21 protein-coding genes are annotated in these 26,537 nt (G+C 69.9%); 9 read left to right on the forward strand and 12 right to left on the reverse strand.

The annotated features are described in order from the left end of the window. Positions 1-62: 62 nt before the first annotated feature. The 9 genes from ACWCOV_RS05440 to ACWCOV_RS05480 form a co-directional block, all read right to left on the reverse strand. Positions 63-1,046 (reverse strand): ABC transporter ATP-binding protein, encoded by a 984-nt coding sequence (locus tag ACWCOV_RS05440; protein ID WP_449827998.1) that lies wholly within the window; start codon positions 1,044-1,046, stop codon positions 63-65. Then, complete coding sequence (locus ACWCOV_RS05445) at positions 1,043-2,041, reverse strand: ABC transporter ATP-binding protein (RefSeq protein ID WP_449827999.1); 999 nt, start codon at positions 2,039-2,041, stop codon at positions 1,043-1,045. The genes ACWCOV_RS05440 and ACWCOV_RS05445 overlap by 4 nt, the downstream gene beginning before the upstream one ends. Next, positions 2,038-2,922: an ABC transporter permease gene (locus ACWCOV_RS05450; protein WP_449828000.1), complete on the reverse strand. Its 885-nt coding sequence runs from the start codon at positions 2,920-2,922 to the stop codon at positions 2,038-2,040. The genes ACWCOV_RS05445 and ACWCOV_RS05450 overlap by 4 nt, the downstream gene beginning before the upstream one ends. After that, complete coding sequence (locus ACWCOV_RS05455) at positions 2,922-3,875, reverse strand: ABC transporter permease (RefSeq protein WP_449828001.1); 954 nt, start codon at positions 3,873-3,875, stop codon at positions 2,922-2,924. The genes ACWCOV_RS05450 and ACWCOV_RS05455 overlap by 1 nt, the downstream gene beginning before the upstream one ends. Beyond that, positions 3,872-5,563, reverse strand: coding sequence for an ABC transporter substrate-binding protein (locus tag ACWCOV_RS05460; protein ID WP_449828002.1), 1,692 nt, complete (start codon positions 5,561-5,563; stop codon positions 3,872-3,874). The genes ACWCOV_RS05455 and ACWCOV_RS05460 overlap by 4 nt, the downstream gene beginning before the upstream one ends. Positions 5,564-5,740: 177 nt before the next feature. Continuing rightward, positions 5,741-6,229 carry a GNAT family N-acetyltransferase gene (locus tag ACWCOV_RS05465; protein WP_449828003.1) on the reverse strand — a complete coding sequence of 163 codons (489 nt, stop codon included), beginning with the start codon at positions 6,227-6,229 and terminating at the stop codon, positions 5,741-5,743. A gap of 183 nt (positions 6,230-6,412) precedes the next feature. Then, positions 6,413-7,627: an SWIM zinc finger family protein gene (locus tag ACWCOV_RS05470; protein ID WP_449828004.1), complete on the reverse strand. Its 1,215-nt coding sequence runs from the start codon at positions 7,625-7,627 to the stop codon at positions 6,413-6,415. Beyond that, the gene (locus ACWCOV_RS05475) at positions 7,624-9,999 is read right to left on the reverse strand and encodes a DEAD/DEAH box helicase (protein ID WP_449828203.1); all 2,376 of its coding nucleotides are present in this window, start codon (positions 9,997-9,999) and stop codon (positions 7,624-7,626) included. The genes ACWCOV_RS05470 and ACWCOV_RS05475 overlap by 4 nt, the downstream gene beginning before the upstream one ends. A 456-nt stretch (positions 10,000-10,455) precedes the next feature. Next, positions 10,456-12,342 carry an ABC transporter ATP-binding protein gene (locus ACWCOV_RS05480; RefSeq protein ID WP_449828204.1) on the reverse strand — a complete coding sequence of 629 codons (1,887 nt, stop codon included), beginning with the start codon at positions 12,340-12,342 and terminating at the stop codon, positions 10,456-10,458. Between the two features lie 180 nt (positions 12,343-12,522). Between ACWCOV_RS05480 and ACWCOV_RS05485 the strand changes: the two genes are divergently transcribed. The 4 genes from ACWCOV_RS05485 to ACWCOV_RS05500 are packed head-to-tail and all read left to right on the forward strand — an operon-like array spanning position 12,523 to position 17,780. Then, entirely contained in the window at positions 12,523-13,293 is a 771-nt protein-coding gene (locus ACWCOV_RS05485; RefSeq protein ID WP_449828005.1) for a TetR/AcrR family transcriptional regulator, read from the forward strand. Between the two features lie 43 nt (positions 13,294-13,336). Beyond that, the gene (locus ACWCOV_RS05490) at positions 13,337-14,002 is read left to right on the forward strand and encodes a TetR/AcrR family transcriptional regulator (protein WP_449828006.1); all 666 of its coding nucleotides are present in this window, start codon (positions 13,337-13,339) and stop codon (positions 14,000-14,002) included. Further along, complete coding sequence (locus ACWCOV_RS05495; RefSeq protein ID WP_449828007.1) at positions 14,002-15,735, forward strand: ABC transporter ATP-binding protein; 1,734 nt, start codon at positions 14,002-14,004, stop codon at positions 15,733-15,735. Before ACWCOV_RS05490 ends, ACWCOV_RS05495 begins: the two co-directional genes overlap by 1 nt. After that, positions 15,732-17,780 carry an ABC transporter ATP-binding protein gene (locus ACWCOV_RS05500; RefSeq protein ID WP_449828008.1) on the forward strand — a complete coding sequence of 683 codons (2,049 nt, stop codon included), beginning with the start codon at positions 15,732-15,734 and terminating at the stop codon, positions 17,778-17,780. The genes ACWCOV_RS05495 and ACWCOV_RS05500 overlap by 4 nt, the downstream gene beginning before the upstream one ends. Before the next feature lie 53 nt (positions 17,781-17,833). Here the strand turns inward: ACWCOV_RS05500 and ACWCOV_RS05505 are convergent, their stop codons facing one another. Then, positions 17,834-18,478: a hypothetical protein gene (locus ACWCOV_RS05505; protein ID WP_449828009.1), complete on the reverse strand. Its 645-nt coding sequence runs from the start codon at positions 18,476-18,478 to the stop codon at positions 17,834-17,836. Between the two features lie 151 nt (positions 18,479-18,629). On the opposite strand from ACWCOV_RS05505, the gene ACWCOV_RS05510 reads away from it, so the two are divergent. Genes ACWCOV_RS05510 through ACWCOV_RS05525 form a run of 4 tightly spaced genes read left to right on the forward strand, consistent with a single transcriptional unit; the run spans position 18,630 to position 23,085 of the window. Further along, a complete protein-coding gene (locus tag ACWCOV_RS05510; protein WP_449828010.1) occupies positions 18,630-20,681 on the forward strand; it encodes a histidine kinase in 2,052 nt (683 codons plus the stop codon). Continuing rightward, entirely contained in the window at positions 20,674-21,324 is a 651-nt protein-coding gene (locus tag ACWCOV_RS05515; RefSeq protein ID WP_449828011.1) for a response regulator, read from the forward strand. The genes ACWCOV_RS05510 and ACWCOV_RS05515 overlap by 8 nt, the downstream gene beginning before the upstream one ends. A gap of 40 nt (positions 21,325-21,364) precedes the next feature. Continuing rightward, positions 21,365-21,946 carry a TetR/AcrR family transcriptional regulator gene (locus tag ACWCOV_RS05520; protein ID WP_449828012.1) on the forward strand — a complete coding sequence of 194 codons (582 nt, stop codon included), beginning with the start codon at positions 21,365-21,367 and terminating at the stop codon, positions 21,944-21,946. Continuing rightward, positions 21,946-23,085: an MFS transporter gene (locus ACWCOV_RS05525; RefSeq protein WP_449828013.1), complete on the forward strand. Its 1,140-nt coding sequence runs from the start codon at positions 21,946-21,948 to the stop codon at positions 23,083-23,085. Before ACWCOV_RS05520 ends, ACWCOV_RS05525 begins: the two co-directional genes overlap by 1 nt. Positions 23,086-23,091: 6 nt before the next feature. Here the strand turns inward: ACWCOV_RS05525 and ACWCOV_RS05530 are convergent, their stop codons facing one another. Together ACWCOV_RS05530 and ACWCOV_RS05535 are read right to left on the reverse strand one after the other, a co-directional pair. Further along, the gene (locus ACWCOV_RS05530) at positions 23,092-24,285 is read right to left on the reverse strand and encodes a M20 metallopeptidase family protein (protein ID WP_449828014.1); all 1,194 of its coding nucleotides are present in this window, start codon (positions 24,283-24,285) and stop codon (positions 23,092-23,094) included. After that, a complete protein-coding gene (locus ACWCOV_RS05535; protein WP_449828205.1) occupies positions 24,282-25,202 on the reverse strand; it encodes a 5'-3' exonuclease in 921 nt (306 codons plus the stop codon). The genes ACWCOV_RS05530 and ACWCOV_RS05535 overlap by 4 nt, the downstream gene beginning before the upstream one ends. 129 nt (positions 25,203-25,331) lie before the next feature. Here ACWCOV_RS05535 and ACWCOV_RS05540 point away from each other — a divergent pair, with 129 nt between their 5' ends. Beyond that, a complete protein-coding gene (locus ACWCOV_RS05540) occupies positions 25,332-26,507 on the forward strand; it encodes an endonuclease/exonuclease/phosphatase family protein (RefSeq protein WP_449828015.1) in 1,176 nt (391 codons plus the stop codon). The last annotated feature ends 30 nt before the right edge of the window (positions 26,508-26,537 follow it).

A 26,537-nucleotide genomic window follows, 5' to 3' on the forward strand; every position in this document is an offset into this window, starting at 1 on the left:
GAGGGAAGGCCGGGAGTTCCAGCCCCATGACCCGCCGCGCCGGAGGCGTGGCATCCATACTGTCATCGAGTAACTCCTCCTACTGTGCGTACGTCGGGGCCGGTGCCGTCGTCGCGGACCAGGTGACAGGCGACCTGATGTCCACCTTCTCCGATCACGCGCTGCTCCGGAACGACTGTCCGGCATGTGTCGATCGCGACCGGGCACCTGGTGTGGAAGCGGCACCCGGGTGGCGGGTCGATCGCCGAGGGCAGGTCGTCACCGAGCAGCACCGGCTTGCGCGCCCGCTGCTCCGCCGGGTTGGGTACGGGCGCCGCCGAGAGCAGAGCCTGGGTGTAGGGGTGGGAGGGCGCACCGAAGATGCGGGCCCGCGGGCCATGCTCGACCAGCTGACCCAGATACATCACCGCGACCTCGTCGGCCAGGTACTCCACCGCTGACAGGTCGTGCGTGATGAAGAGACAGGCGAAGCCGAGGTCCCGCTGCAGGTCGGCCAGCAGATTGAGTACTGCGGCCTGCACTGACACGTCCAGCGCACTTGTCGGCTCGTCCGCCACGAGCAGCCGCGGCTCTGAGATCAGTGCACGCGCAATGCTCACGCGCTGCCGCTGACCGCCGGACAACTCGTGTGGGGAACGCTGTGCGACCTCCGGCCGGAGCCCGACTCGGCGCAGCGACTCGGAGACCTTTGCCGGGATGTCCTTGCGACGCATGAGACGCAGCGGCTCGCCGACGATGTCGCCGACCGACAACCGCGGGTCGAGTGAGCCGGCCGGGTCCTGGAAGACGATGGACACATCGCGCCGGTGCGGACGCAACTGCCGACGGTTGAGGTGCGTGATGTCCTCACCAGCGAGCCTCACGGTCCCGCCGGTTGGTTCGAGCAGGCGAACGATGCACCGGCCGACCGTGGACTTGCCCGACCCGCTCTCACCGACCAACGCGACCACGGATCCCTGCCGGATCCGCAGTGTGACGCCGTCGACAGCGCGGACCGGGCCGAAGTGCATGACGAGATCCTCGACCTCGAGTGCGAAATCGGTCATGACACCACCTCCGCGGGCTCTCGGACCGGGTTCCAGCAGGCCACTCGGTGCTGACCAGGTGTGAGTTGGGGTTGGGACGCCGTACACGTGTCGACTGTTCTTGGGCAGCGGTCGGCGAAGGTGCAGGCGTCCGGCTGCTCGGACAGGACCGGCACCAGGCCAGGGATCTCGTTGAGGCGGTGGGTCTCGGCGTGCCGGCCGGCGGCCGGTGACGCGCCGAGGAGGCCGGCTGTGTACGGGTGCTGCGGGTGGGCGAACAGCTCGTGCACCTCCGCGGTCTCGACGACCCGGCCGGCGTACATCACGGCGACCCGGTCGGCCAGGTCCGCGACGACGCCCAGGTCGTGCGTGATCAGCACGATGCTGGTCCCGAGCCGCTCGCGCAGTTCCCGCAGTACGTCGAGGATGCCTGCCTGGATCGTGACGTCGAGGGCGGTGGTCGGCTCGTCGGCGATCAGCACCTTGGGATCACAGGCAACCGCCATCGCGATCATCACGCGCTGCCGCATGCCGCCGGACAGCTGGTGCGGGTAGTCGCCGATCCGACGCTCGGCGGACGGGATCCCGACCAGCTTGAGCAACTCGATCGACCGGGCCCGGGCGGCCTGCCGGCTGAGACCGATATGGGTCCGCAGGACCTCGCCGATCTGGTGGCCGACGGTGAAGACCGGGTTCAGCGACGTCATCGGCTCCTGGAAGATGTACGCCACTTCGCGACCGCGGATCGAGCGCAGGGTCCGCTTGTCGGCGCCGATCAGCTCGACGCCGTCCAGCTTGACCGACCCCTCGACCGTGGCCGTCCGGGGGAGCAGGCCGGCCAGGCTCATCGCGGTGACGCTCTTGCCGCAGCCGGACTCGCCGACCACGGCGAGCACCTCGCTCTCGCCGACCTGGAAGCCGGCCCGGTCGACGGCCGACAACGTGCCGTCCTCGGTCCGGAACGTGACGGAGAGGTCGTTGACCTCGAGAACCGTCCGCAGTGGTCGTTCGCTCATCGGCGGCTCGCTTTCGGGTCGAGCGCGTCGCGCAGGCTGTCGCCGACGATGTTGAACGCCAGCGTCAGCAGCATGATCGCGAGGCCGGGCATCACCGCGGCCCAGGGGGCACGGGCCGCGAACTGCTGGGCGTCGGACAGCATCGTGCCCAGGCTCGGCGCCGGCGGCTGGATGCCGAGGCCGAGGAAGGACAGCACCGCCTCGCCGAGGATCGCGGCCGGGATCGCGACCGTGGCCTGGACGATGATGACCGAGGCGGCGTTCGGCAGGATGTGCCGGCCCAGCACCCACAGGTCCCCGGCGCCCTCGACGATCGCGGCGGCGACGAAGTCGAGCGACTTGAGCCGCAGCGTCTCGGACCGGACGATCCGGATCACCCCGGGGATCTGGGCGATGCCGATCGCGATCGCCGCGTTGCCGAGGCTGGCGCCGCGGATCGCGGCCAGACCGACCGCGAGGATCAGGAACGGGAACGCGAGCACTAGGTCGGTGAACCGCGAGATCAGTGCGTCGATCGCCCGGAAGTACCCGGCCATCAACCCCAGTGGCACGCCGACCACCAGCGACGTGGCGACCGCGAGCACGCCGACGTGCAGCGACGCCCGCAGTCCGTACATGATCCGCGCCAGCACGTCCCGGCCGAGGTCGTCCGTGCCGAGGATGTAGCCGGCGGTTCCGGGTGGTGCGAACGCGCGGTCGAGCTGGGTCTGCGTCGGCCCGTGTGGTGCGAGCCACGGTGCGAACACCGCGAGGATCACGGCGATCCCGAGGACGACGAGGCCGGTGATCGCGAGCGGGTTGCGGAGCATCCGCCGTACCACTCGGCGCCGGTTGCTGCGCAGCGGTGTGCCGGCGGTGACGGTGACATCGGTGATGGCCATCAGGCATCACCCCGGACCCGGATCCGCGGGTCGATCACCGAGTACAGCAGGTCGACGAGCAGGTTGATCAGGATGTACGCCGTCGCGGTCACCAGCACGACGGCCTGGATCACCGGGTAGTCGCGCTGGAAGACGGCGTCCACGGTCAGCTTGCCGAAACCGGGCAGCGCGAAGATCCGCTCGGTCACCACGGCGCCGGAGATGAGCGCGCCGAGTTGCAGGCCGACGATCGTGATCACCACGATCAGGCTGTTGCGCAGGGCGTGCCGGCCGATCACCGCGCGCGGCGAGAGGCCTTTCGCCTCCGCCGTACGGATGTAGTCGGCGCTGAGCGCGTCCAGCATCGACGACCGGGTCTGGCGCATGATCACCGCGGCCAGGCCGGTGCCGAGGATCAGCGCCGGCAGGACCAGGTGGTGCAGGTTGTCGATCGGGTTGGTGAAGAACGGCACGAACCCGGACGCCGGGAACAGGCCGAGCGCGACGGACAGGTAGAGGATCGCCATCAGGCCGAGCCAGAAGTTCGGCACCGACAGGCCGAGCAGGGCGAGCGCGTTCGCGGCCCACTCCGCCGGGCGGCCCCGTCGTACGGCGGCGACGACACCGGCGCCGACCCCGATCACGCTGGCGATCAGGATCGCCAGGACGGACAGCTCGATCGTCACCGGCAGGGCGCTCGCGATCATCGTGGTGACCGACTCGCCGGTGCGGATCGACTGACCGAGGTCCCCGCGCGCGGCGTGGCTGACGAACTGCCAGAACTGCACCAGCATCGAGTCGTCCAGCCCGTACTGCTCCCGGATCGCCCGCAGCGACTCCGGGTCCCGGTCCTCGCCGGCCAGGGCGAGGGCCGGGTCACCCGGCAGCGCGCGGACGCCGGCGAACACCACGATCGTTGCCAGGATCAACGTGACGATCGACTGCCACAACCGGCCGAGAAGGTACCGATTCACTTGGCGAACCCTGCGAAGGCTGCCCGGAGCACACCGTCGGGGTAGACCTGGATGCCGAGGACCTTCTTCGAGACGCCGGTCAGGTTGCGCTGGCGGTACATGTAGATCAGCGGGTCGTCCTGCTGCAGCTTGTTGACGACGTCGCCGTACAGCTTGATCCGCTCGGCCTTGTCGGTCGACTGGCGGGCGTCGGTGAGCAGCTTGTCGATCTCGGGGTTGCTGTAGCCGGCCACGTTCTGGCTGCCCTCGGACCCGACGAAGTTGTAGATGTTCGCGTCCGGGTCGACCCGGCCGGACCAGCCGAGCTGGAGCAGCTCGAAGTCACCGCGGTCCTGCTGGTCGAGCAGCGAGGCGTACTCGACCGGCTTGATCACCAGGTCGAACCCACCCTCCTTGACCATCGCCTGCAGCGCCTGCGCGAGCCGCAGGCTGTCGGGGTTGTTCGAGGTGATCATCGTGACCTTGTACGGCGTGCCGACGCCGGCCTCGGACAGCAGTTGCTTCGCCTTCGCGGGGTCGTGCGGCGGGCAGACCTGGGCCGCGTCGGAGCTGAACTCGCTCTTCGGCGAGACCGGTGAGCAGGCGACCGTGTTGAGGCCGTTGAAGATCGACTTCACCAGCGCCTCGCGGTCGATCGACAGCGCGAGCGCCTGCCGGACCTTCGGCTCCTTGGCGATCGGGGTGTCGAGCTGCTTGAGCGGGTTCCCGATGCCGTTCGCGTTCGCGATGTTGACCGTCAGGCCCTGGTAGCCGAGCGACTGCGACTGCAGCACGGTCATGCTGCTGTCCTGCTGCAGGGACGGCGCGTCCTGGGTCGACAGCGAGTCGGCGACCTGGGCGTCACCGGACTTCAGGTTCGCCGAGCGGATGCTCGAGTCGGTGATGATCCGGTACTCGATCGCGTCCAGGTGCACCTTCGCGGCGTCGTAGTACAGCGGGTCCTTGACCACCTTGATCGAGTTCTGCGCGACCCGGCTGGCGAACTTGAACGGGCCGGCGCAGACCGGCGCGGTGGAGAAGTTGGCGCCCAGCTTGGACACCGCGGCCGGGCTGAGCACCATGCCGGCCCGGTCGGCCAGCGCGGCGGTGAGCGGCGCGAACGGCTTGGACAGCTTGATCACCACGGTGTTCGGGTCCGGCGTCTCGACCTTGTCGATCGGTCCGAGCTCGCTCTTGCGGCCGGAGCCGGCCAGCGTGAGGCCGCGCTCGATCGAGACCTTCACCGCGGTCGAGTCCATCGTGCCGCCGTCGGCGAACTTCACGCCCTGCTTGAGCGGGATGGTGAGGCTGAGGCCGTCGGGGGAGATGGTCGGCAGCGCGGTGGCGAGCTGCGGCACGATCTTCGCGTCCGGGCCGAGGTCGTACAGCTTCTCGCACATGGTGTGGAAGACGTAGCGCGAGTACAGGCTGCGCGACAGCGTCGGGTCCAGCTTGTCCGGGTCGGCGGACAGGGCGACGGTCAGCGTGCCGCCCGGCTTCACCTGTGCGGGGTCCGCGGGGTCGCCGAAGACGTCCTGCCCGGTGGACGGCTGCGCGCTGCCCTCCGAGTCGCTCCCGGCCGGCTCGACGGGGGAGCAGGCGGTCCCGATCAGGGCCAGGGCGATCACCCCGACTGCCGCTCCGGTGTACCGCGAGCCACGGCTCCAGCTGGAGCGGTTCAGTAAGGACAGAAGTCGGCGAGTAGTCATCACGTGCTCCTGAGTAGGCGGTCTCGTCGACTGTTTCATGTATACAAGGCAGGTGCGCAAGTGAAACGGCGAGTTTGTGTGAATCTTTTACGAGTCCCCGCCGTACTGCGTTGTGAACGTTCAAGTGCCGACCGCCAGCGGGCCGCCGGGCGCTGGAGCACGCCCGGCGGCCTGGCCTCAGGCGTTGACCGGGTAGCGGAGATCGCCGGCAGGGATCGGGGTGCCGGTGAGTGCGAGCGCCATCAGGTTCGGCCCGTCGAACTCGGGGTGGTGGATGCCGAACTCGGTGGCCTGCCGGAAGCCGAACCGCGGGTAGTACTCGGCGTGCCCGAGCACGACCACGGCCTGCTCACCGCGCTCACGCGCCGTGTCGAGTGCTGCTCGGACGGCCGCGCTGCCGGCACCCCGACGCTGGTACGGCGGCAGCACTGCCACCGGCCCGAGTGACAGGACCGGTGTGTCGCCGACGTTGCAACGGGTGAGCAGCGCGTGGGCGACCGGCTGGTCGTCGTCGGTCGCGACGAACGACAGCCCGTCGATCCAGGCGACCGGGTCGGCCCGCAACGCGTCGAGGAAATCGACCTCGAACTGCCGTCCGAACGCCTGCCGGGTCAGCTCCCGGATGGTCTCGATGTCCGCGTTCGTCTCGGCGCGGGTCTTCCACATGAAGGACAACGGAATCCCTTTCGGGCAAGGGGTCCCGCCGCGCGGGACCCTAGGTGAGTTGGATGACCGGAATGGCTGCCGCCCAGGCGACAGCGCCCGCTGACGCGGTCATCAACCCACCTCCTCTGTGTTCCGAAGCCGGGGCCCAAGTTAACCGGTCGAGCCCGTGGTGTGCACGTGGTTTTACCAATCCGCCAGCGCGGCGAGCGGGTCGGTGGTCGCCGGTGCGGTCGGGGTCCAGGTGTCGCCGACCTTGCGGTACGGGTGCCAGCGACCGTGGTGGTCCAGGCGGAGTTGGGTGTCCGTGCCGACGGTGATCCGGTTGTCTCGGATGTCGACCGTGAATTCCGCGGCGGTGAGCTCGGTGCGTGCGCGGGCCAGGTCGGCCGGATCCGGTGACCAGGTGTGTTCGAGTACGTCGAGGCCGGGCGCGCCGCCGTACCGCCAGGCTTGGATGCCCAGCGCAAGTTTCTCGTCGGCGAGCGCTTCGGCGAGCTCGGGGAAGTCGGCCGCAAGCCGCACGCCGTCCTGCCACTCGTCGAGCATTTGCGGCTCCTGCGTCCCGTGCAGCAGCGCGTTGAGCACCGCCCGCGCCCGCCGCGAAGCGTCGAGCACCAGCAGCGACAGCGTGCCCGGCGAGAGCCCCTCCGGCGGCTCGATCCCACTCACCGCCAACTCATCCACCGTCACCTTGCCCGGCAACTCAGGCACCTCAGGCAACTCGGCAACCGGCGCAGACAACACGTCGGCAACCGCCGCCCCGGCTGGCTCTCGGAGACCGCCCCCGCGCGCCTCAGCGGTCGGCTCACCGTCCGCGACTGGTTCATCCTCGCCGCCCCGGAGTTGCCGGCTCTGGAGTTGGTCCAGGAGGGCTTCGCGGGAGCGGCCGCGGAGGAGGAGCAGGACGAAGGGGTCGGAGTCGAGGAGCCAGGCGACCTGGTAAGAGAGGCCGGCGGCGTGCTGGCACGGGAGCTCCCAGCCGTCGCACGTACAACTCCAGTCGAGATCACCAATACCCGGCAGCAGCCGCACACCGGCATCAGCAGCCGCATGGACCAGGTCGTGCGGCATCTCACCGTCCAGCAACGCCGCGATGTGGCCGGCGCGTTCGGCGACCTGGTCGAGGAAGCGGCTCCACTCGTCCGCGCTCAACTCGTCGACCGTCACGACAGCCTCGTAGGTGTCCTCGGGGGAGTAGACCGTCGCCGCGATCCGCCCCGGGCTGACCGTGATCGTCCCGACCTGCCCGGAGTTCGCGTACCGCCGGCCCTTCCGCAGCTGATCCGAGTCCAGCGACGTGTCCTCCAGCGCCTGCACCCATGCCCGCGCCCACCACGACCGCCCGCGCGTGCTCCGCCGCTGCGCCTCGAACGCCGGAAAACCTCGTGCCTCAGTCATCGCAGCCCCCCGCGCAGCTCGACCAGGTCGGCCAGCTCGGCATCGGACAGCTCGGTCAGCGCCGCCTCACCACCGGCGAGGACTGCCTCGGCCAGCTCGCGCTTGCTCGCCAGCATCGCCGCGATCCGGTCCTCGATGGTGCCCTCGGCAATCAACCGGTGCACCTGGACCGGTTTGGTCTGACCGATCCGGTACGCCCGGTCGGTCGCCTGGTCCTCGACCGCCGGATTCCACCAGCGGTCGTAGTGCACGACATGATCGGCCCGGGTCAGGTTGAGACCCGTCCCGGCCGCCTTCAGCGACAGCAGGAACACCGGTACGTCGCCCGCCTGGAACCGCTCGACCATCTCCTCCCGCTTCGGCACCGGCGTCCCGCCGTGCAGCAACTGGGTGCCGATGCCACGGTCGGCCAGGTGCCGCTCGAGCAGTCTCGCCATCGCGACGTACTGCGTGAAGACGAGGACGGCGCCGTCCTCGGCCACGATCGTCTCGAGCAACTCGTCGAGCAGCTCGAGCTTGCCCGAGCGGCCGGTGAGCCGGGCGTCGTCGCCCTCCTTCAGGTACTGCGCCGGGTGGTTGCAGATCTGCTTCAGGCCGGTCAGCAGCTTCACGATCAGCCCGCGCCGCGCCATCCGGTCGCTGGCCTTCACCTCGGTCATCAGCTCGCGAACCGTTGCCTCGTACAACACCGCCTGCTCGCGGGTCAGCGACACCGGCTGATCCGTCTCGGTCTTCGGCGGCAGCTCCGGCGCGATCCCCGGGTCGGACTTGCGCCGCCGGAGCAGGAACGGGCGGACCAGCTTGGCCAGCCGCTCGGCGACCTCCTCGTCCTTGTCGGCTTCGATCGGCGTGGCCCACTGGTTCCGGAAGGTGCCGAGCCGCCCGAGCAGCCCGGGCGTGGTCCAGTCGAGGATCGCCCACAACTCGGAGAGGTTGTTCTCCACCGGCGTACCGGTCAGGGCCACTCGTGCCTGCGACGGCACGGTCCGCAGCGCCTTCGCCGTACTGGACGATGGGTTCTTCACGTGTTGCGCCTCGTCCGCGACGACCAGCGCCCATCGATGAGCGGCCAGCCGTACGGCGTCCCGCCGCAAGGTGCCGTACGTCGTCAGCACGAAGCCGTCGTCGGCGCCGTCGAGGGATCGCGCCGATCCGTGGAAGCGGCGTACCGGTGTGCCTGGGGCGAACCGCTGGACCTCGCGCTCCCAGTTGCCGAGCAGCGAGGCTGGGCAGACGACGAGCGTCGGGCCGGCGGTGTCGGGGGAGGCCTGGCGGTGGAGGTGGAGTGAGATGAGGGTGATGGTCTTGCCCAGACCCATGTCGTCGGCCAGGCATCCGCCGAGGCCGAGCGAGGTCATCCGGGCCAGCCAGCGGAGGCCGCGCAACTGGTAGTCGCGCAGGGTGGCTTGCAGGCTGGTGGGCGGTTCGATGAGCTCGTCCGCGCGATCGGGGTCGGCGATCCTGGCGCGGAGCTCCTCGAGCCATTGGGCCGGCTTCACCGCGATCTGGCGGCCGTCGACCTCGGTGCTTCCGGTGAGCGCGGCGCTCAGGGCGTCGATCGCCGTGACCGGTTTGAGGATGCGCTCGCGAGCCTTACTGGCCAGGTCGGGGTCGATCAGCATCCACTGGTCGCGCAACCGGACCACCGGGCGGGTCGCCTCGGCGAGCTGGTCCATCTCGGCCTCGGTCAGCGGATCGTTGCCGAGCGCAACCTGCCAGCTGAAGTCGAGGGTCGCGTCGCCGCCGAAGAAGCTCGGCAGGTCGCTCGGTGGGCCGTCCGACGACGTGATCGCCGCGCGTGCGGTGAGCGCCCGGCCGAGACTGCGCGGCCAATGCAGGTCGACGCCAGCCGCGGCCAGCCGCTGAGCACCGCCCGCGAGCAGGTCGGCGACCTCTTCGTCGGACAACTCCATCCGATCCGGTACGGCGGACTCCAGCAGCCGGCCCAACGGCGCCCACACCCGCCCGGCCCGCCGAATCGCCAGCGTCGCGTCGATCCGAGCCCGCGGCCCGAACCCGGCCACGTCCTGCGCCCAGACGTCATCCGCATCCCGCACCAACGTCGGATCCTGCAAGCTGTGCAGTTGCACAACCGCCCGAAACGCCATCGTCTCCGGCAACTCGACCCGCAACGAGATCCGGACCCCACTGTCCAGCCCCACCGCCACTTCATCAGCCCACCCCCGCAACCGCTCAACCCGCTGGGGTCTCGTGCTGGTGAAAAGGTCAGTCCGGTGAGCCCTCGCAGCAGCAGGCGACCGAGGCATCCCATCCGCGACGGCGTCGAGGAAGCTCCGCACCAAATCCTCAGCCACCGGCAGCCGCGGCTGCCCAACTGTTACCAGGGGGAGGGCTCGGGCGGTTGGGGGCATTGCCTCGGCCAACGAGAGGACTCGGTTGATGTCTGTGGTGTCCAGGGGGCCTACTCGCCAGGCGTCGTGGCCGGCGGGGGAGACGCCGGGGAGCAGTTTGCCGCGGGCGACCAGTTGGAGGGCGGCCAGGGACGCGGCGCCCCAGAAGGTTGCTGAGGAGTGTGCGCCGGGTGTCTGCCGGGCACGGCCGAGCAACGGCACCGCCTCGGCGACCGGGAGCTCGATCGCGCGGACCGAGCGCAACTCGGAGTCGACGACCAGTTGGAGGTGGGTCTGCTCGCCGACGCCGAGGGGGAGATCACCGCCGTCCGGGTCCCAGAAGCACACTCGGCCTTCTCGTGGTGGGTCGGCAGGTTTGAAGACCACCGCACAACCCGCCAGCTCCTGCTGCCCCGCTACCGCCAACCCCAACACCCTCCTAGCTCACAACACCCTGGCACCGGATCTCGCCATACCTCAGACCTTGAGCACCTCCGCGTCGGTGGGACCGGCGCCCGGCTGGTCGAACTGCGTGCGGTACAGCTCTTCGTACCGACCGCCCGCGGCCAGCAGCTCCGTGTGCGTGCCCTGCTCGACGATCCGCCCGGCCTCGATCACGAGGATCTGGTCCGCGGCCCGGATCGTCGACAGCCGGTGCGCGATGACCACCGCGGTCCGGCCTTCCAGCGCCTCGGTGAGCGCCGCCTGCACAGCAGCCTCGTTGGTCGAGTCCAGCGCCGCGGTCGCCTCGTCGAGAATCACAACCCGCGGCTGCGCCAGCAGGAGCCGGGCGATCGTCAACCGCTGCCGCTCACCACCGGACAGCCGGTACCCGCGCTCGCCGACCACCGTGTCCAGCTGATCCGGCAACGACCTGATCAGCTCACCCAACCGCGCCCGCGTCAACGCATCCCACAGCTCGTCCTCCGCAGCCTCCGGCCGCGCGAGCAGCAGGTTCTCCCGGATGCTGTCGTGGAACAGGTGCCCGTCCTGCGTCACCATGCCGAGCGTGTCCCGCAACGACTCCGCGCTCACGTCCCGTACGTCGACGCCCGCCAGCTTCACCGACCCGGAGTCCACGTCGTACAGGCGCGGAATGAGCTGGGCGATCGTCGACTTGCCGGCGCCGGACGAGCCGACGAGCGCGACCATCTGACCCGGCTCGGCGCGGAACGACACGTCGTGCAGCACCTCGACCCCGCCGCGGGTGTCGAGCTTCGCGACCTCCTCGAGCGACGCCAGCGAGACCTTGTCCGCCGACGGGTACGCGAAGTGTACGTGCGAGAACTCGACCGCCACCGGACCCGAAGGCACCTTCCCGGCGTCCGGCTTGTCCTTGATCAGCGGCTCCAGGTCGAGCACCTCGAAGACCCGCTCGAAGCTGACCAGCGCGGTCATCACCTCGAGCCGGGCACTCGCCAGCGCGGTCAGCGGCGAGTACAACCGGGTCAGGAGCAGTGCCATCGACACCACGGCGCCCGCGTCGAGCTGGTCGCGCAACGCGTAGAACCCGCCCAGCCCGTAGACCACGGCCAGCGCGAGCGCCGACACCAGCGTCAGCGAGGTCACGAACACCCACTGCACCATCGCCGTCCGCACGCCGATGTCCCGCACCCGCCGCGCCCTGATCGCGAACTCCGCCGACTCCCGCGCCGGCCGGCCGAACAGCTTGACCAGCGTGGCGCCCGGTGCCGAGAACCGCTCGGTCATCTGCGTGCTCATCGTGGCGTTGTAGTTCGCCGCTTCACGCTCCAGCGCGGCCAGCCGGTTCCCGATCCGGCGTGCCGGGATGACGAAGATCGGCAGGATCACCAGCGCGAGCAGCGTGATCTGCCACGACACCCGCAGCATCACGACCAGCGTCAGCACCAGCATCACGAGGTTGCTGACCACACCCGAGAGCGTGTCGCTGAACGCACGCTGCGCGCCGATCACGTCGTTGTTGAGCCGCGACACCAGCGCGCCCGTCCGCGTGCGGGTGAAGAAGGCGATCGGCATCCGCTGGATGTGGTCGAACACCGCCGTCCGCAGGTCGAGGATCAGCCCCTCGCCGATCCGCGCCGACAGCCAGCGGGTCAGCAGGCCCAGCCCGGCCTCGGCGACGGCGATGATCGCGATCAGGACGGCGAGCCACAGCACCGTGCTGATCGCCTTCCCGCCGACGATCGCGTCGACCACCTGCCCGGCCAGCACCGGCGTGGCGACGGCGAGGATCGCGGCGCCGACGCTCAGCAGAAGGAAGAGGACCAGGGCGCGCCGGTGCGGCCGCGCGAACGCGAGGATCCGTTTCAGCGTCGCGCGCGAGAAGGGCCGCTTCTCGTCCTGTCGGTGCATCGCGTGGTACATCGACGTCCACGCGGTCATTTCCATACTCACGGCGACACTCCGGCAGCTCGGTTGTCCAGGAAGGGCCGATGATCCCGCGGACCACCGACAGTTTCCGACGCTAGAACCTCAACAATTCTTGAGGTCAAACCAGGTCCTAACTGAGTACACTGTACGAAGTAACCGGTCCACTCTAGCCACCCCGACGGAATCGCGCACATGAATACCGAGTACAGCGGCAGCGGCGACCCCGCGAAGAGCCTGGAGCTGCTCTGGCGCCGCCGCCCGCAGCCGACCCGCGGACCCAAGCCGGCGCTGACCGTCGAGGGCATCGTCGAGGCCGCGCTGCGGATCGCCGACGCCGAGGGGATCGGCGGCATGTCGATGCGCCGGGTCGCCGACGAGCTCGGCGTCGGCGCGATGACGCTGTACCGCTACTTCCCGGGCAAGGCCGAGCTCCTCGACGTCATGCTCGACACCGTGTACGGCGAACTGCCGCGACGCACCGTGGACGGGGACTGGCGGGCCAAGCTCGACGAGGTCGCCCGGGCGAACCGCGAGCTGTACCTGCGCCACCCGTGGCTGCTCCAGGTCGCGATCAGCCGGCCGCCGCTCGGCCCGCAGGTGATGGCGAAGTACGAGTACGAGCTGTCCGCCGTCGAGGGGATCGGCCTGACCGACATCGAGATGGACGACACGGTCGCGCTGGTCAACGGGTACGTGCACGGCGCCGTACGGACGGCTGTGGAGGCGCGGCAGGTGATCCAGCGCTCGGGGATGACCGACAAGGAGTGGTGGCTGGCGCACGTCCCGCACCTGGACAAGATCGGCGACGCGCAGAAGTTCCCGCTCGCGTCGCGGGTCGGGACCGCGGTCGGGAATGAGTTCGAGGCCCCGTACGACTCCGATCATGCGTTCGAATACGGTCTCGCCAGGCTCCTGGACGGCGTGTCCGCGCTGGTGGCGAACCGGTCTGGCCCGAAAGGGTGAATCGTAGTTGTGAGTGAGTACTCACTCAGTTAGCCTCGAACGCGTGACACCACGAGCGACGCCCCTGCCACCGGACGAGCGACGCGCGGCCATCGTCAAGGCCGCGCTGCCGCTGCTCGAGGAGTTCGGCCTGGACGTGAGCACCAAGCAGATCGCCGAGGCGGCCGGGATCGCCGAAGGCACGATCTTCCGCGCCTTCGGCAGCAAGGACGCGCTCATCGATGCCGCGATGGCGACCGCGTTCGACAGCTCCGACCTGATCACCGCGCTGGAGCAGGTCGACCGCTCGCTGCCGCTGCGGGAGCGGATGGTCGCCGCCGTCGAGATCGGCCAGAACCGGCTGCGCGGTGTCTTCAAGCTGATGTTCGCGCTGCGGATGCGGCGCCCGCCGGACTTCAAGAGCACGGCGTTCGACGAGGCTCGCCGCAAGCGGCAGTCCGACCTGGCCAACCTGGCCTTCGCCGACCTGCTCCGGCCGGACGCGGACCAGTTGCGCTTCCCGCCCGAGGAGGTGGTCCGCCGGATCGGGCTGATCACCTTCTCGGCCACCCACCCAATGATTTCGGGCGGCACGGTGCTGTCCGCCGAGGAGATCGTCGACTTCGCCCTCGACGGTCTCCGGCAGCGCGACAGCGGCCGGCCGGCCGCCCGTGAGGCCGCCGAGCTCGCCCTCGACGGTCCTCGCACCAACGACTCTGGGGATGCCTGATGTTATTGCGAATCTTGCGTACGCAGCTGCGGCCGTACGCGGGAAACCTGACCATGGTGGTCGTCCTGCAGCTGATCGGGACGATCGCCTCCCTCTACCTGCCCAGCCTGAACGCCGACATCATCGACAACGGCGTGGCCAAGGGCGACACCGGCTACATCATGGAGACCGGCGGCTGGATGCTCGGCGTCAGCCTGGTGCAGATCATCTGCACGGTGCTCGCCGTCTACTTCGGCGCGAAGACCGCCGCCCTGCTGGGCCGGGACCTGCGCGCCGCGGTGTTCCACCGGGTCGGGGAATTCTCCGCCCGTGAGGTGAACCAGTTCGGGGCGCCGACGCTGATCTCCCGCAGCACCAACGACGTCACCCAGATCCAGATGCTGGTGGTCACCACCTGCACGCTGCTGGTGGCGGCGCCGATCACGATGGTCGGCGGCGTGGTGATGGCGGTCCGCGAGGACGTCGGCCTGTCCTGGCTGGTGGCGGTGGCCGTGCCGTTGCTGGCGGTGTCGGTCGGCTTCATCGCCAGCCGGATGGTCCCGCAGTTCCGCCGGATGCAGAAGAACGTCGACGGCGTGAACCGGGTGCTGCGCGAGCAGATCACCGGGATCCGGGTGGTGCGCGCGTTCGTCCGCGAGCCGCACGAGGTGGAGCGGTTCGGCGAGGCGAACGAGAACCTCACCGACACCGCGATCAAGGCCGGCCGGCTGATGGCGCTGGTCTTCCCGGTGGTGATGCTGATCCTGAACCTGTCCAGCATCGCGGTGCTGTGGTTCGGCGCCTCCCGGGTCGAGAACGGGTCGATGGAGGTCGGCGCGCTGACCGCGTTCCTGAGCTACCTGATCCAGATCCTGTTCTCGGTGATGATGGCGACGTTCGTGATGATCATGGTGCCGCGCGCTTCGGTGTGCGCGGACCGGATCGGCGAGGTGCTCGACACCGAGACCTCGGTGCGGCCGCCGGTGACCCCGATCCGCACCTTCACCGGCCGCGGGCAGCTGGTGTTCGAGAACGCCTCGTTCCAGTACCCGGGCGCGGCCGAGCCGGTGCTGCGCGACATCAGCTTCGTCGCCTCGCCGGGCCAGACGACCGCGGTCATCGGCAGCACCGGCGCCGGCAAGACGACGCTGCTGTCGCTGGTTCCCCGGTTGTTCGACGCGACCGCGGGCCGGGTGCTGGTGGATGGAATCGATGTCCGCGACATCGAGCCGGAGGCCTTGTGGGAGCGGATCGGCCTGGTGCCACAACGCCCGTACCTGTTCTCCGGGACGGTCGCCAGCAACCTGCGCTACGGCAATCCGGACGCCACCGACGAGGAGCTCTGGGCCGCGCTGGAGATTGCCCAGGGCAAGGACTTCGTCGAGGCGATGCCGGAGGGGCTGGACGCGCCGATCGCGCAGGGCGGCACGAACGTGTCCGGCGGTCAGCGGCAGCGGCTCGCGATCGCCCGCGCGCTGGTCCGCAAACCGGAGATCTACCTGTTCGACGACTCGTTCTCGGCGCTCGACCTGGCCACCGACGCCCGGCTGCGGGCGGCGCTGCGACCGATCACCGCTGACGCCTGCGTGGTGATCGTGGCGCAACGCGTGTCCACGATCGTCGACGCCGACCAGATCGTGGTGATCGAGGACGGCGCGATCGTCGGCAAGGGCACGCATGACGAGTTGCTCGAGAGTTGCCCGACGTACGTCGAGATCGTCGAGTCCCAGCGTTCCGCGGAGGAGGCGGCATGAGCGAGGAGAACAAGACACCGCCGCCGTCGCCCAACGGCCAGGGGCCGGCCACGGTCAAGGCGACCGAGCGGCCGACCACCGGGCGGGCGTTCGGGCCGCCCGGCGGGATCCCGGGGGACAAGTCGATGGACTTCCTCCCGTCGGCGAAGCGGCTGCTGGCGCGGCTGCGCCCGCACCGGACCCAGGTGTTCGGCGTCATCCTGCTCGCGATCGGCAGCGTCACGCTGTCGGTGCTCGGCCCGAAGATCCTCGGCCGGGCGACCGACATCATCTTCGCCGGCGCGATCGGCAAGGGGCTGCCGAGCGGCGTGAGCAAGGAGCAGGTGATCGAGCAGACCCGGGCCTCCGGCAACGGCCGGCTCGCCGACCTGCTGCAGGGGATCGACCTGATCCCGGGTGTCGGCATCGACTTCGACGCCCTGCGCAACGTGCTGCTGCTGGTGCTGTGCCTGTACGCCGGGTCGTTCGTGCTGTCCTGGATGCAGGGCTACATCCTGAACGGCATCGTCCAGCACACCATCTTCGACCTGCGGTCCGAGGTGGAGGACAAGCTCAACCGGCTGCCGCTGAGCTACTTCGACGGCGCGCCGCGCGGTGAGCTGCTGAGCCGGGTGACCAACGACATCGACAACATCTCGACCAGCCTGCAGCAGACGCTGAGCCAGCTGCTCACCTCGCTGCTGACCGTGATCGGCGTGGTGACGATGATGTTCGTGGTCTCGCCGCTGCTGGCCCTGATCGCGCTCGTCACGATCCCGATCTCGATGATCGTGACCGCGGCGATCGCGAAACGGTCGCAGACCCGGTTCGTGGCGCAGTGGCGGCACACCGGCGCGCTGAACGGTCAGATCGAGGAGGCGTTCACCGGGCACGAGCTGGTGAAGGTGTTCGGCCGGCAGAAGGAGATCGAGGCGGACTTCGCGAAGAAGAACGAGGAGCTGTACCAGGCCGCGTTCGGCGCGCAGTTCATCTCCGGCCTGATCATGCCGCTGATGATGTTCATCGGGAACGTGAACTACGTGGTGATCGCGGTGGTCGGCGGTCTGCGGGTCGCCTCCGGCACGATGTCGCTGGGTGACGTGCAGGCGTTCATCCAGTACTCGCGCCAGTTCACCCAGCCGCTCACCCAGGTGGCGTCGATGGCGAACCTGCTGCAGTCCGGGGTCGCCTCGGCCGAGCGGGTCTTCGAGGTGCTGGACGCGAAGGAGCAGGTGCCGGACGACGCGACGCCGGAGAAGGTCACCGACGCCCGCGGCCGGGTCGAGTTCGAGCACGTGTCGTTCTCGTACGACCCGGACAAGCCGCTGATCACCGACCTGAGCCTGGTCGCCGAACCCGGCCAGACGGTCGCGATCGTCGGCCCGACCGGGGCCGGCAAGACCACGCTGGTCAACCTGATCATGCGGTTCTACGAGCTCAACGGCGGCCGGATCACTCTGGACGGCGTCGACATCACCGAGCTGACCCGGCACGACCTGCGGTCGCGGATCGGCATGGTGCTGCAGGACACCTGGCTGTTCGGCGGCACGATCCGGGACAACCTGCTGTACGGCAACCTGAACGCGACCGAGGAGGACATGCTCGCTGCCGCCAAGGCGACGTACGTCGACCGGTTCGTGCACAGCCTCCCGGACGGGTACGACACGGTGATCGACGAGGAGGGCAGCAACGTCAGCGCCGGTGAGAAGCAGTTGCTCACCATCGCCCGGGCGTTCCTGGCCGACCCGCAGCTGCTGATCCTGGACGAGGCGACGAGCTCGGTCGACACCCGCACCGAGGTGCTGGTGCAGCGGGCGATGGCCGCCCTGCGATCGGACCGGACGAGCTTCGTGATCGCGCACCGCCTGTCGACCATCCGCGACGCCGACCTGATCCTGGTCATGGAGGACGGCGCGATCGTCGAGCAGGGCAATCACCAGGAGCTCCTCGAGGCGAACGGTGCCTACGCCCGGCTCTACAACGCTCAGTTCAGCGGCGCGGTCGTCGACGTCGACGAGGAAGCTCCCGCAGTCACCGGCCCACCCGGCGGCGCAGTCCGCGTCTGAGATCACGACAGCTGAAGGGGGTGCCACCTTTGACGGGTGGCACCCCTTTCGGTTCACTTCGGTACGACGAGGTGCGGCTTCGAGGCGAGCAGGACGCCGAGGGTTGCGTAGCCGATCAGCAGGTGCGTGCCGCCGATCCAGCGCGACGCCTGGTCGCCGAACACGATCATCGACGGGACCGTCACGACGGCCCAGCTCTCGGCGACCAGCGGCCACCAGCGCAGCAGGCCGCGCCAGCGGCCGGCGAACGCGATCTTCACCGCGATCACGGCCATCCCGAGCATCGACAGCGGCCAGCAGATGTCCAGCGGCACCAGCCAGGCCGCGTCCTGGTGCGGCTCCGGCAGCACCCCGTGGAGCAGCGACCAGACGCTGGCGATCCCGAGGATCACCGCCTCGACCTTCAGCAGTACGACGGACCCGCGGGACAGCCCGGTGGCCCGGGTCCTGAACTGGATCGCCAGCAGGCAGAACACACCCAGCTGGAACGCCAGCCCGGTCAGGTCCCCGATCCGCTCGGGCACCCCGTCGTTCACCGTGCTGAACGCGAAGATGCTCGCGGCCCACGTGAGCGTCCCCGCGGTCAGTCCCAGACCCAGTCGCCGGATCGTGTGTGCCGCCGGACCGGTTGTCGTGCCCAAGCTCCCATCCAGCGTCAGTGCTACGTCGGTGCGAGCCCTGGCAGGCGTGGTAGTCATTGCAGTTCCTCCCCCTGAGGTTTGTCTTGGCACCGAGTCTTCGGGGCCGGCCGACCCGGGCGGCAGGGCCTGGGGTCCCCGGCGGTGTCCCGAGTCGCGACGGGACAGCTGACCCGCGACGGCGGGACACACTCTGGGTGACAATGCAGCGGTGGGGGAGGACGCACGGAGGGGATGGGGGCCGGCTGTACTCGGGGCAGCCGCGCTCCTGCTGGTCGCTGCCACGGTGGCGCTCGACGTCCGGAACGCCGACGCTCCGCCCGCGGCCGAGCTGGACGAGGGCTGGACCGCCGCCCTGTCCGGGCTCGCGCAGCTCGTGCCCGGCCTGCTGCTCCTGCAGCGCCTCCCGCGGCACCCGATCGCCTGGATCCTGACCGGCTCCGGCCTGTTCTGGATCGTCGACGGGTTCGCCTCGAGCTGGGCGACGTACGCCATCTACACGTCGCCAGGGCTGCCCGGCGCGTCGGCGGCGTACTGGTTCTACTCCCGCCTCGGTGCGTTCCTGCTGCTCGGGTTGCCGTTGCTCATCCTGCTGTTCCCGGACGGCAGGCTGCCCACCGCGCGGCTCTGGCGCTGGCTGTCGATCGTGAGCCTCGCGCTGACCGTGCTGCTGCCGCTCCTGCTGCTGGTCGTGCCGATGGAGGCCATGCAGCGCTACCACAACGCAGCGCTGCCACCTGAGATCACCCGGCTGTCGCTGGACCCGTTCAGCATCGACCTGCCGTACGGCGTCTGGGAGCCGCTGCTGCGGGTCGCCTACCCGGCTGTGCTCGTGAGCCTCGTCGTACCGTTCGCGGTCACCGTGCACCGCTACCGGACGGCGGCGCGGGAGCGGCGGGCGCAGATCCGCTGGCTGATGTGGGCGGCGCTGGTCGCCATGATCGTGCTGCTCGTCCCGTTCGAGAACCCGCCGGCCGTCCCGGCGATCATGTTCGGCCTGGCGATCGCGCTCACCTCGGCCGCGATCGTCGTCGCGGTCACCAAGCACCGCCTGTACGACGTGGATCGGTTGCTCTCGGCGACGTTCCTGTACGGCGTCCTCGCGGTGCTCGTGGTCGGCGTCGACCTGGCCGTGTTCGCGGTCGCCGGCGGAGTGCTCGGCGAGCGGGACGCCGCGCTGGTCGCGATCGCGGTCGTTGCCGTGGTCTACGCACCGCTGCGAAGCCGGCTCTGGCGATGGGTACGGCGCCTCGTCCGGGGCTCACGCGAGGACCCGTACGCCACGATGTCCACCCTGGCCGAGCGACTCGAATCCGCCGCTGACCCGGACGAGCAGCTCCGCGCGGTCGCCCGCACGGTGGCCGAGGCGTTCCGGTTGCCGTACGTGCGCGTCGAGATCGAGCGGTCTGGCGGCAGGCTCGCGATCGTCGAGCACGGTCGAGCCTCTGGACCGACACACGCGCTGCCGGTCGGTTATCGCGGTGAGCCGGTCGGGCGCCTGGTGTTCTGTCCCGGCGGCGGCACGGCGTTGTCCGAGCGGGACCAGCAGCTGTTGGGTGATCTGGTCAGGCAGGCGGCGGCCGCCGCGCGGGCCAGCGAGTTGAGCACCGAGCTCCAGCAGGGCCGGAGCCGCCTGGTCGCCGCCCGCGAGGAGGAGCGCCGCCGGCTGCGTCGCGATCTGCACGACAGCCTGGGCCCGAGCCTCGGTGCGGTCGCGCTGCGGATCGAGACCGCCCGGAACCTGGCGAAGTCCGCACCGGAGGAGGCTGATCGGATGCTCGACCAGGCGACGACCGAGGTGGCTGCCGCGCTGGCCGACGTACGGCGACTCGTCTACGACCTGCGTCCGCCGTCGCTGGACGAGCTCGGGCTGGTGCGGGCGATCGAGCAGCAGGCAGAGCGCTTCCGCCTGGGTGGGCTGGCTGTGTCGGTCGACGCGGATGCGCTAGGCCCGTTGCCGGCCGGTGTGGAGGTCGCGGCGTACCGGATCGCGTCGGAGGCGTTGACGAACGTTGCCAGGCACGCCGAAGCGAGCCGGTGCGACATCGCGCTGCGGGTCGACGGGACGGCGCTGGAGTTGTCGGTGAGTGATGACGGAGTCGGGATCGGTGCGGAGGTGACGGCGGGCGTGGGAATGCTGTCGGTGCGGGAACGGGCCGCCGAGCTCGGGGGAGTCTGCAGTGTCACGTGTCCGGCCAGCGGTGGCACCGTGGTCCGGGTGACCTTGCCGCTGGACGCCGTACCGGAGGTTGTTCGTGGCTGAGCCGGTGCGGGTGCTGCTCGCCGACGACCATCCCGTCTACCGCGACGGGCTGGCCGCGTTGCTCGGTTCGCTGGACGGCGTCGAGGTCGTCGGTACGGCGGCCGACGGCGTGGAGGCTGTGGACCGGGCGCGCGAACTGCAGCCCGATGTCGTGGTGATGGACGTGCAGATGCCACGGCTGGACGGGATCGAGGCGACCCGGGCGATCACCGCGGACAGTCCGCACATCGGCATCGTCGTACTCACGATGGCCGAGGAGGACCAGACCCTGTTCGCCGCGATGCGCGCCGGGGCCCGCGGCTACCTGCTGAAGGGCGCGAACCAGGCCGAGATCGTCCGCGCGATCACCGCGGTGGCGCAGGGCGAGGCGATCTTCGGGCCGGCCATCGCCCGCCGGGTCGCGGAGTTCTTCTCGGCCGCCCCGGCCGCGACGCCTGGCAGTCCGTTCCCGCAGTTGACCGCGCGCGAGCACGAGATCCTCGCCCTGGTCGCGGCCGGCCGCTCCAACGCCCAGATCGCCGCCGAGCTCTACCTGTCGCCGAAAACGGTCCGCAACAACGTGTCGAACATCTTCGCCAAGCTGCATGTCGCCGACCGCGCCGAAGCCATCATCCGCGCCCGCGACGCCGGCCTGGGTCGCTAGGTTTTTGACTGCACGATCAAAAACACGTTAGCGTGAGGTCGTGGCCAGACCTCGGAAGTTCAGCGACAGCGCCGTCCTCGACGCGGCGATGGAGGTGTTCTGGGAGAAGGGGTACGAAGCGACCACCACTCAGGACCTCTGTGAGCGCACGGGATTGCAGCGGGGGAGTCTGTACAACGCCTACGCGAGCAAGCACGCGATCTACGAGCAGGCGATCAAGCGGTACGCCGCCACCCGAGCAGCGCAGCAACTGGACGAGCTGGCGCCCACCGACGGCTCAGTCCGCGACCGGCTGCGGAGCCTGATGCTCAGCATGGTCGAGGTCGACCTGAGCGATCCTGGTCGGCGCGGCTGCCTCGCGCTCAATGCCGCGACCGAGACCAGTGGCCGGACGGGCGACGTCGCCGGGCTGGTCCATCGGCAGTTCAAGGATCTCGAGGAAGCGCTCGTCGCCCTGATCACGATCGGGCAGGAGTCCGGCGAGCTGTCGGCGGACCGGTCGCCCACGCAGGTCGCACGGATGTTCCAGAGCGCGTACTACGGGCTGCGCGTGCTGGCCAAGGTCACCGACGACCGGCAGGCACTGCTCGACGTGGTCGACGGCACCATCGCTGCGCTGTGATGCGCGGCCCGCTGCCGGCGCTGCTGGTCTGCGTCTTCGGCGTCACCACCGGCGAGTTCGTCCTGGCCGGCATCCTGCCCGCGGTCGCCGACGACCTGGAGGTGTCGATCCCGGCCGCCGGCTTGCTCGTGACGGCGTACGCGCTCGGCATGATCGTCGGCGGACCGTTGCTGACGGCCCTCACCGCGGGCCGGCCGCGCAAGCCGCTGGTGCTCGCCCTGCTGGCTGTCGCGGTCGCCGGCAACCTGCTCTCGGCGCTGGCTCCCGGGTACGGCGTCCTGTTCGCGGCGCGGGTCGTGACAGCGCTGGTCACCTCGACCTTCTTCGCCAACGCGATCGTGATCGCGGTCTCCGCCGCCCCGCCGGAGAAACAAGGCGCCACGGTCGCGAAGCTTGCCTTCGGCATGAACCTGGCGATGATCCTCGGCGCGCCGCTCGGGACGTGGATCGGTGACGCCTTCGGCTGGCGTGCCACCTTCGCTGCGATCACGGCGTGCTGCGCAGCTGGTCTGTTGCTGGTCAGGTGGCTGGTGCCGGCCAGTGAGACGGGGGTGCGGAGCCGGGCGTTGAGCGAGTTCGCCGTCTTCCGCGACCGGGACCTGCTCCTCGCGATCGCCATCACAGCAGTCGCGAACATCGGCCTGCTGATGGTGTTCACCTACCTCGCCCCGCTGCTCACCGGCCCCGGCTCGTTCGCGACCTCGGCAGTCGCCCCGATGCTGCTGGTGTACGGCGTCGGCGCGACCATCGGCAACCTGGTCGGCGGACGCCTCGCGGACCGCGCGTTGTTCGCCTCGCAGCTCGTGGCGTTGGTCCTGCTGGTGGCCCTGCTCGTCGCCTTGTGGGCAAGCCCGAACGCGGTGCTCACCGGCGTCCTGGTCTTCGCCGCCGGTGCTGTCGGCTTCTCCGTGATCCCGGGTATGCAGTCGCGGGTCCTGGCCACCGCGGTCGCGGCTCCGACGCTGGCGATTGCTGTCAATGCTTCGGCGTACCAGGTCGCGGCCGCCTTTGCCGGCTGGCTGGGCGGCCGCGTGATCGCCGGACCGGGGCTGTCTGCGGTCTACCTGGCTGCGGCGCTGACGACTGTGCTTGGCATCGGCCTGTCCGCGCTGGCCTGGACCCGCGCGAAGGCGGGTTAGCTGTCGTCAGCTTCGGGCGAGACGCCGAACGGCCAGCTCGGCCAGCAGGGCGGACGCGTCCGGGAGGATCGAGTCGTCGAAGTCGGCCAGCGGCGAGTGGTTGTCGGCGGCGGCGTCCGGGTCGGCGGAGCGGCAGGCGCTGATGTTGAGGTAGACGCCGGGAACCTCCTGCAGGACGTAGGACATGTCCTCGGCGCCGCAGCGCGGATTGGGACGCTCGCGGAACCGGTCGGCGCCGAACAGGTCCACGATCGTGGCCCGGGCGAACTCGAACTCCGCGGCGTCGTTGACCGTCACCGGGTAGCCGAGCTGGTAGGTCACCTCGGCCGTGAGCCCGTGCGCCGCCGCCAGTCCCTCGACCAGCTGGGTCGAGGCCTGCTGGATCTTCGTCCGGGCCGTCTCGGAGAAGGTCCGGATCGTCGCGTCGAAGAACGCGTCGTCCGGGATGATGTTCTCCTTCGTCCCGCCCGCGATCCGCCCGACGGTGAGCACGACCGGGTCGAACACGTCGAACTGCCGCGTCACCATGGCCTGCAAGGCGCCGACGATCTCGCAGAGCACCGGAATCGGGTCCTTGCCACGGTACGGCGTCGCGCCGTGCGTGCCCGCTCCGACGACGCGGACGTGCAGCTGGTCGGCCGCGGCCATGAACGGGCCGGGTCTGCTGCTCCACATCCCCAACGGCTGGTTGGCGGACCCGACATGCAGCCCGTAGGCCGCGTCCGCGCGCCGCCCGGCCGCGTCGAGCACGCCTTCGCGGATCATGATCGGCGCGCCGCCGCTGGTCTCCTCACCGGGCTGGAACATGAAGACCACGTCGCCGGGGAGCTCGTCCTTCAGCGCGGACAGGATCTTCGCCGCGCCGACCAGTCCGGCGACGTGCAGGTCATGGCCGCAGGCATGCATCATCCCCGGGTGCTGGGAGATGTACGGAACGGCGGTCCGCTCGGTGACCGGGAGCGCGTCCATGTCGCCGCGCAGCAGCACGACCGGGCCCGGTCCACGGCCGCCGCGCAGCACGGCCGTCACCGAGGACAGCTCCTTGCCGAGGGTGATCTCGAGCGGCAGGCCCTCGAGCGCGTTCAGGACCAGCTGCTGCGTCTTGGGCAGGTCGAGGTCGTACTCCGGGACCTGGTGGAGCGCGCGGCGCAGCTCGACGATCTCGCCGCGGAACCGCTCGGCGAGCTCGCGCGTGCTCACGCCTTGGGACCCAGGTTGAGGGCGGACATCACGCGCTGGGCGCTGCCGCCGAGCTCGAGGAGCTCGATGAGGTCGAGCCAGCGCTCGGGGTCCTTCACCTCGTGCGGGATGGTCGCGTCGAACGTCCCGACCGGGGCGTCCTTGGCCACCGCGACGACCTTCGTGGCGACGTCGAGGTAGTCGCTCGCGTCCAGGATCTTCCGCTTCACCGACGGCGCCATCGGCGTGCTCGGGTCGGCCGCCGCCGCGCGGATGCCGTCCAGGTCGCCGTACGCCGTGACGAGCGAGGCGGCCGTCTTCTCGCCGACGCCCTTCACACCGGGCAGGCCGTCCGAGGCGTCGCCGCGGAGCGTGGCGAAGTCGGCGTACCGGTTTGCGGGGATCTCGTACTTGGCGAGCAGCGCCTTCTCGTCGTACACATCGGCGCGGCCGACGCCGCGCGCGGCGGTGTAGACGACGCGGATGCCGCGGCTGTCGTCGATCAGCTGGAACAGGTCGCGGTCACCGGTGACCACGTCCACCGGCATGGTCGCCTGGTGGCACAGCGTGCCGATCACGTCGTCCGCCTCGTGGTCCGCGGCGCCGACGACCGCGATCCCGAGCGCCTCCAGGCAGGCCCGGATGTAGGGCACCTGGACCTCGAGCCGGTCCGGCACGTCCTCGACCTGCTCACCCTTCGCGGTGACGAACTCGACCCGCTGCGCCTTGTACGACGGGATCAGCGCGACCCGCCAGGACGGCCGCCAGTTGTCGTCCCAGCAGGCGACCAGGTGGGTCGGCCGGTGGTTCTCGGTCAGCCGGGCGATGAAGTCGAGCAGGCCGCGGACCGCGTTGGTCGGCGTCCCGTCGGCGGCCTTCATCGTGTCCGGCACGCCGAAGAACGCGCGGAAGTACAGCGACGCGGTGTCCAGCAGCATCAGGCGCTGCGCCGTCTCAGCCATGGGGTGATGCTTTCATGCCGCGCCGACAGGCCGCGACGTGACCGAGTTCTTGCCAAGGGCGCGTCGTACGCCAAGGATCGGTGTCAGTCGGAGGAGGGGATCCAGATGAGTCGATCGTGGTGGTGGCGGCTGGCGACGGTCCTGGGGCTGCTGGCCGTCCCCCTGCAGGCCGGGCCGGCACAGGCTGTCGCGGACAAGCCGGTCGCCGTGATGACCCGCAACATCTACCTGGGCGCCGACATCCAGCGGCCGATCCGGGCGACCGCCGGGCTGACCGGTGCCGCCGCGTTCGTCGCGCTCGGCAACGCGAACCACGTCACCCGTGCCATCGTGGACCGGACGAACTTCCCGCGCCGCAGCGAGCTGCTCGCGACGGAGATCGCCGAGGTGAAACCGGACCTGATCGGTCTGCAGGAGGTCGCGCTCTGGCGGCACGGTCCGCTGGAGCTGCCGGGTGCCGGCACCCCGGGCGCGCTGAACGCGACCACGGTGGACTACGACTTCCTCGCGATCCTGCTGCAGGACCTCCGCCAAGCAGGTGTTCCGTACAAGGCGGTCGCCGTGCAGGAGGAGTCCGACGTCGAGGCGCCGTCGTTCGTCGGCAACCCCTTCACCGGCACGGCGACCCAGGGGCGGGACGTGCGGCTCACTATCCGGGATGTGGTGCTGCTGCGGGCCAGCAGCAACCTGCGGGTCCTGGACTCCGGCGGCGGGCAGTACAACGCGAAACTGGTCCTCACGGTGGCAGGTTTGCCGGCGACGTTCACCCGTGGGTACAACTGGGTCGACGTGGCGCACGGGTCCGGCCGGTCGTTCCGTTTCGTGAACACCCACTTGGAGGCGTTCAGCTCAGACCTCGCGCTGGCGCAGGCCATGGAGCTGCTGGCCGGCCCGGCGGGCGACCGCGGCCGGACCACGATCATCGGCTGTGACTGCAACTCCGATCCGCTGAACAGCACGGTGAAACCGACCGATCCACTCGGTACGCCGCACAACGGGCCGTACAACTTCATCGTCGGCCCGGGTGGGTTCACCGATCTGTGGCTGACCTGGCGGCCGGCGAACCAGGGCTGGACGTCCGGGCTGAACGAGACCGTGGACGAGCCGCCACCACCGTCGTTCGACCACCGGATCGACATGATCTTCGCGCGACCGGCCCCCGGTACGCAGGTCCGGGTGATCGCGGGCGAGGTGACCGGGGACGAGAGCGGAGACCAGGATGCGGTCACCGGTCTGTGGCCGTCCGACCACGCCGGGGTGGTGCTGACACTGGACCGCTGACGTGAGAAGGCAAGCGATCCGGGGTGTCGC

The organism is Kribbella sp. NPDC002412, assembly GCF_053592935.1.

Excerpts from the sequence above, each read along its gene's own strand:
- ACWCOV_RS05440 (WP_449827998.1), bottom strand. The coding sequence starts at position 1,046 with ATGACCGATTTCGCACTCGAGGTCGAGGATCTCGTCATGCACTTCGGC.
- ACWCOV_RS05500 (WP_449828008.1), top strand. The coding sequence starts at position 15,732 with ATGAGCGAGGAGAACAAGACACCGCCGCCGTCGCCCAACGGCCAGGGG.
- ACWCOV_RS05485 (WP_449828005.1), top strand. The coding sequence starts at position 12,523 with ATGAATACCGAGTACAGCGGCAGCGGCGACCCCGCGAAGAGCCTGGAG.
- ACWCOV_RS05525 (WP_449828013.1), top strand. The coding sequence starts at position 21,946 with ATGCGCGGCCCGCTGCCGGCGCTGCTGGTCTGCGTCTTCGGCGTCACC.
- ACWCOV_RS05465 (WP_449828003.1), bottom strand. The coding sequence starts at position 6,229 with ATGTGGAAGACCCGCGCCGAGACGAACGCGGACATCGAGACCATCCGG.
- ACWCOV_RS05445 (WP_449827999.1), bottom strand. The coding sequence starts at position 2,041 with ATGAGCGAACGACCACTGCGGACGGTTCTCGAGGTCAACGACCTCTCC.
- ACWCOV_RS05505 (WP_449828009.1), bottom strand. The coding sequence starts at position 18,478 with ATGACTACCACGCCTGCCAGGGCTCGCACCGACGTAGCACTGACGCTG.
- ACWCOV_RS05450 (WP_449828000.1), bottom strand. The coding sequence starts at position 2,922 with ATGGCCATCACCGATGTCACCGTCACCGCCGGCACACCGCTGCGCAGC.
- ACWCOV_RS05470 (WP_449828004.1), bottom strand. The coding sequence starts at position 7,627 with ATGACTGAGGCACGAGGTTTTCCGGCGTTCGAGGCGCAGCGGCGGAGC.
- ACWCOV_RS05495 (WP_449828007.1), top strand. The coding sequence starts at position 14,002 with ATGTTATTGCGAATCTTGCGTACGCAGCTGCGGCCGTACGCGGGAAAC.
- ACWCOV_RS05535 (WP_449828205.1), bottom strand. The coding sequence starts at position 25,202 with ATGCTGCTGGACACCGCGTCGCTGTACTTCCGCGCGTTCTTCGGCGTG.
- ACWCOV_RS05460 (WP_449828002.1), bottom strand. The coding sequence starts at position 5,563 with ATGACTACTCGCCGACTTCTGTCCTTACTGAACCGCTCCAGCTGGAGC.
- ACWCOV_RS05480 (WP_449828204.1), bottom strand. The coding sequence starts at position 12,342 with ATGACCGCGTGGACGTCGATGTACCACGCGATGCACCGACAGGACGAG.
- ACWCOV_RS05475 (WP_449828203.1), bottom strand. The coding sequence starts at position 9,999 with ATGCCCCCAACCGCCCGAGCCCTCCCCCTGGTAACAGTTGGGCAGCCG.
- ACWCOV_RS05540 (WP_449828015.1), top strand. The coding sequence starts at position 25,332 with ATGAGTCGATCGTGGTGGTGGCGGCTGGCGACGGTCCTGGGGCTGCTG.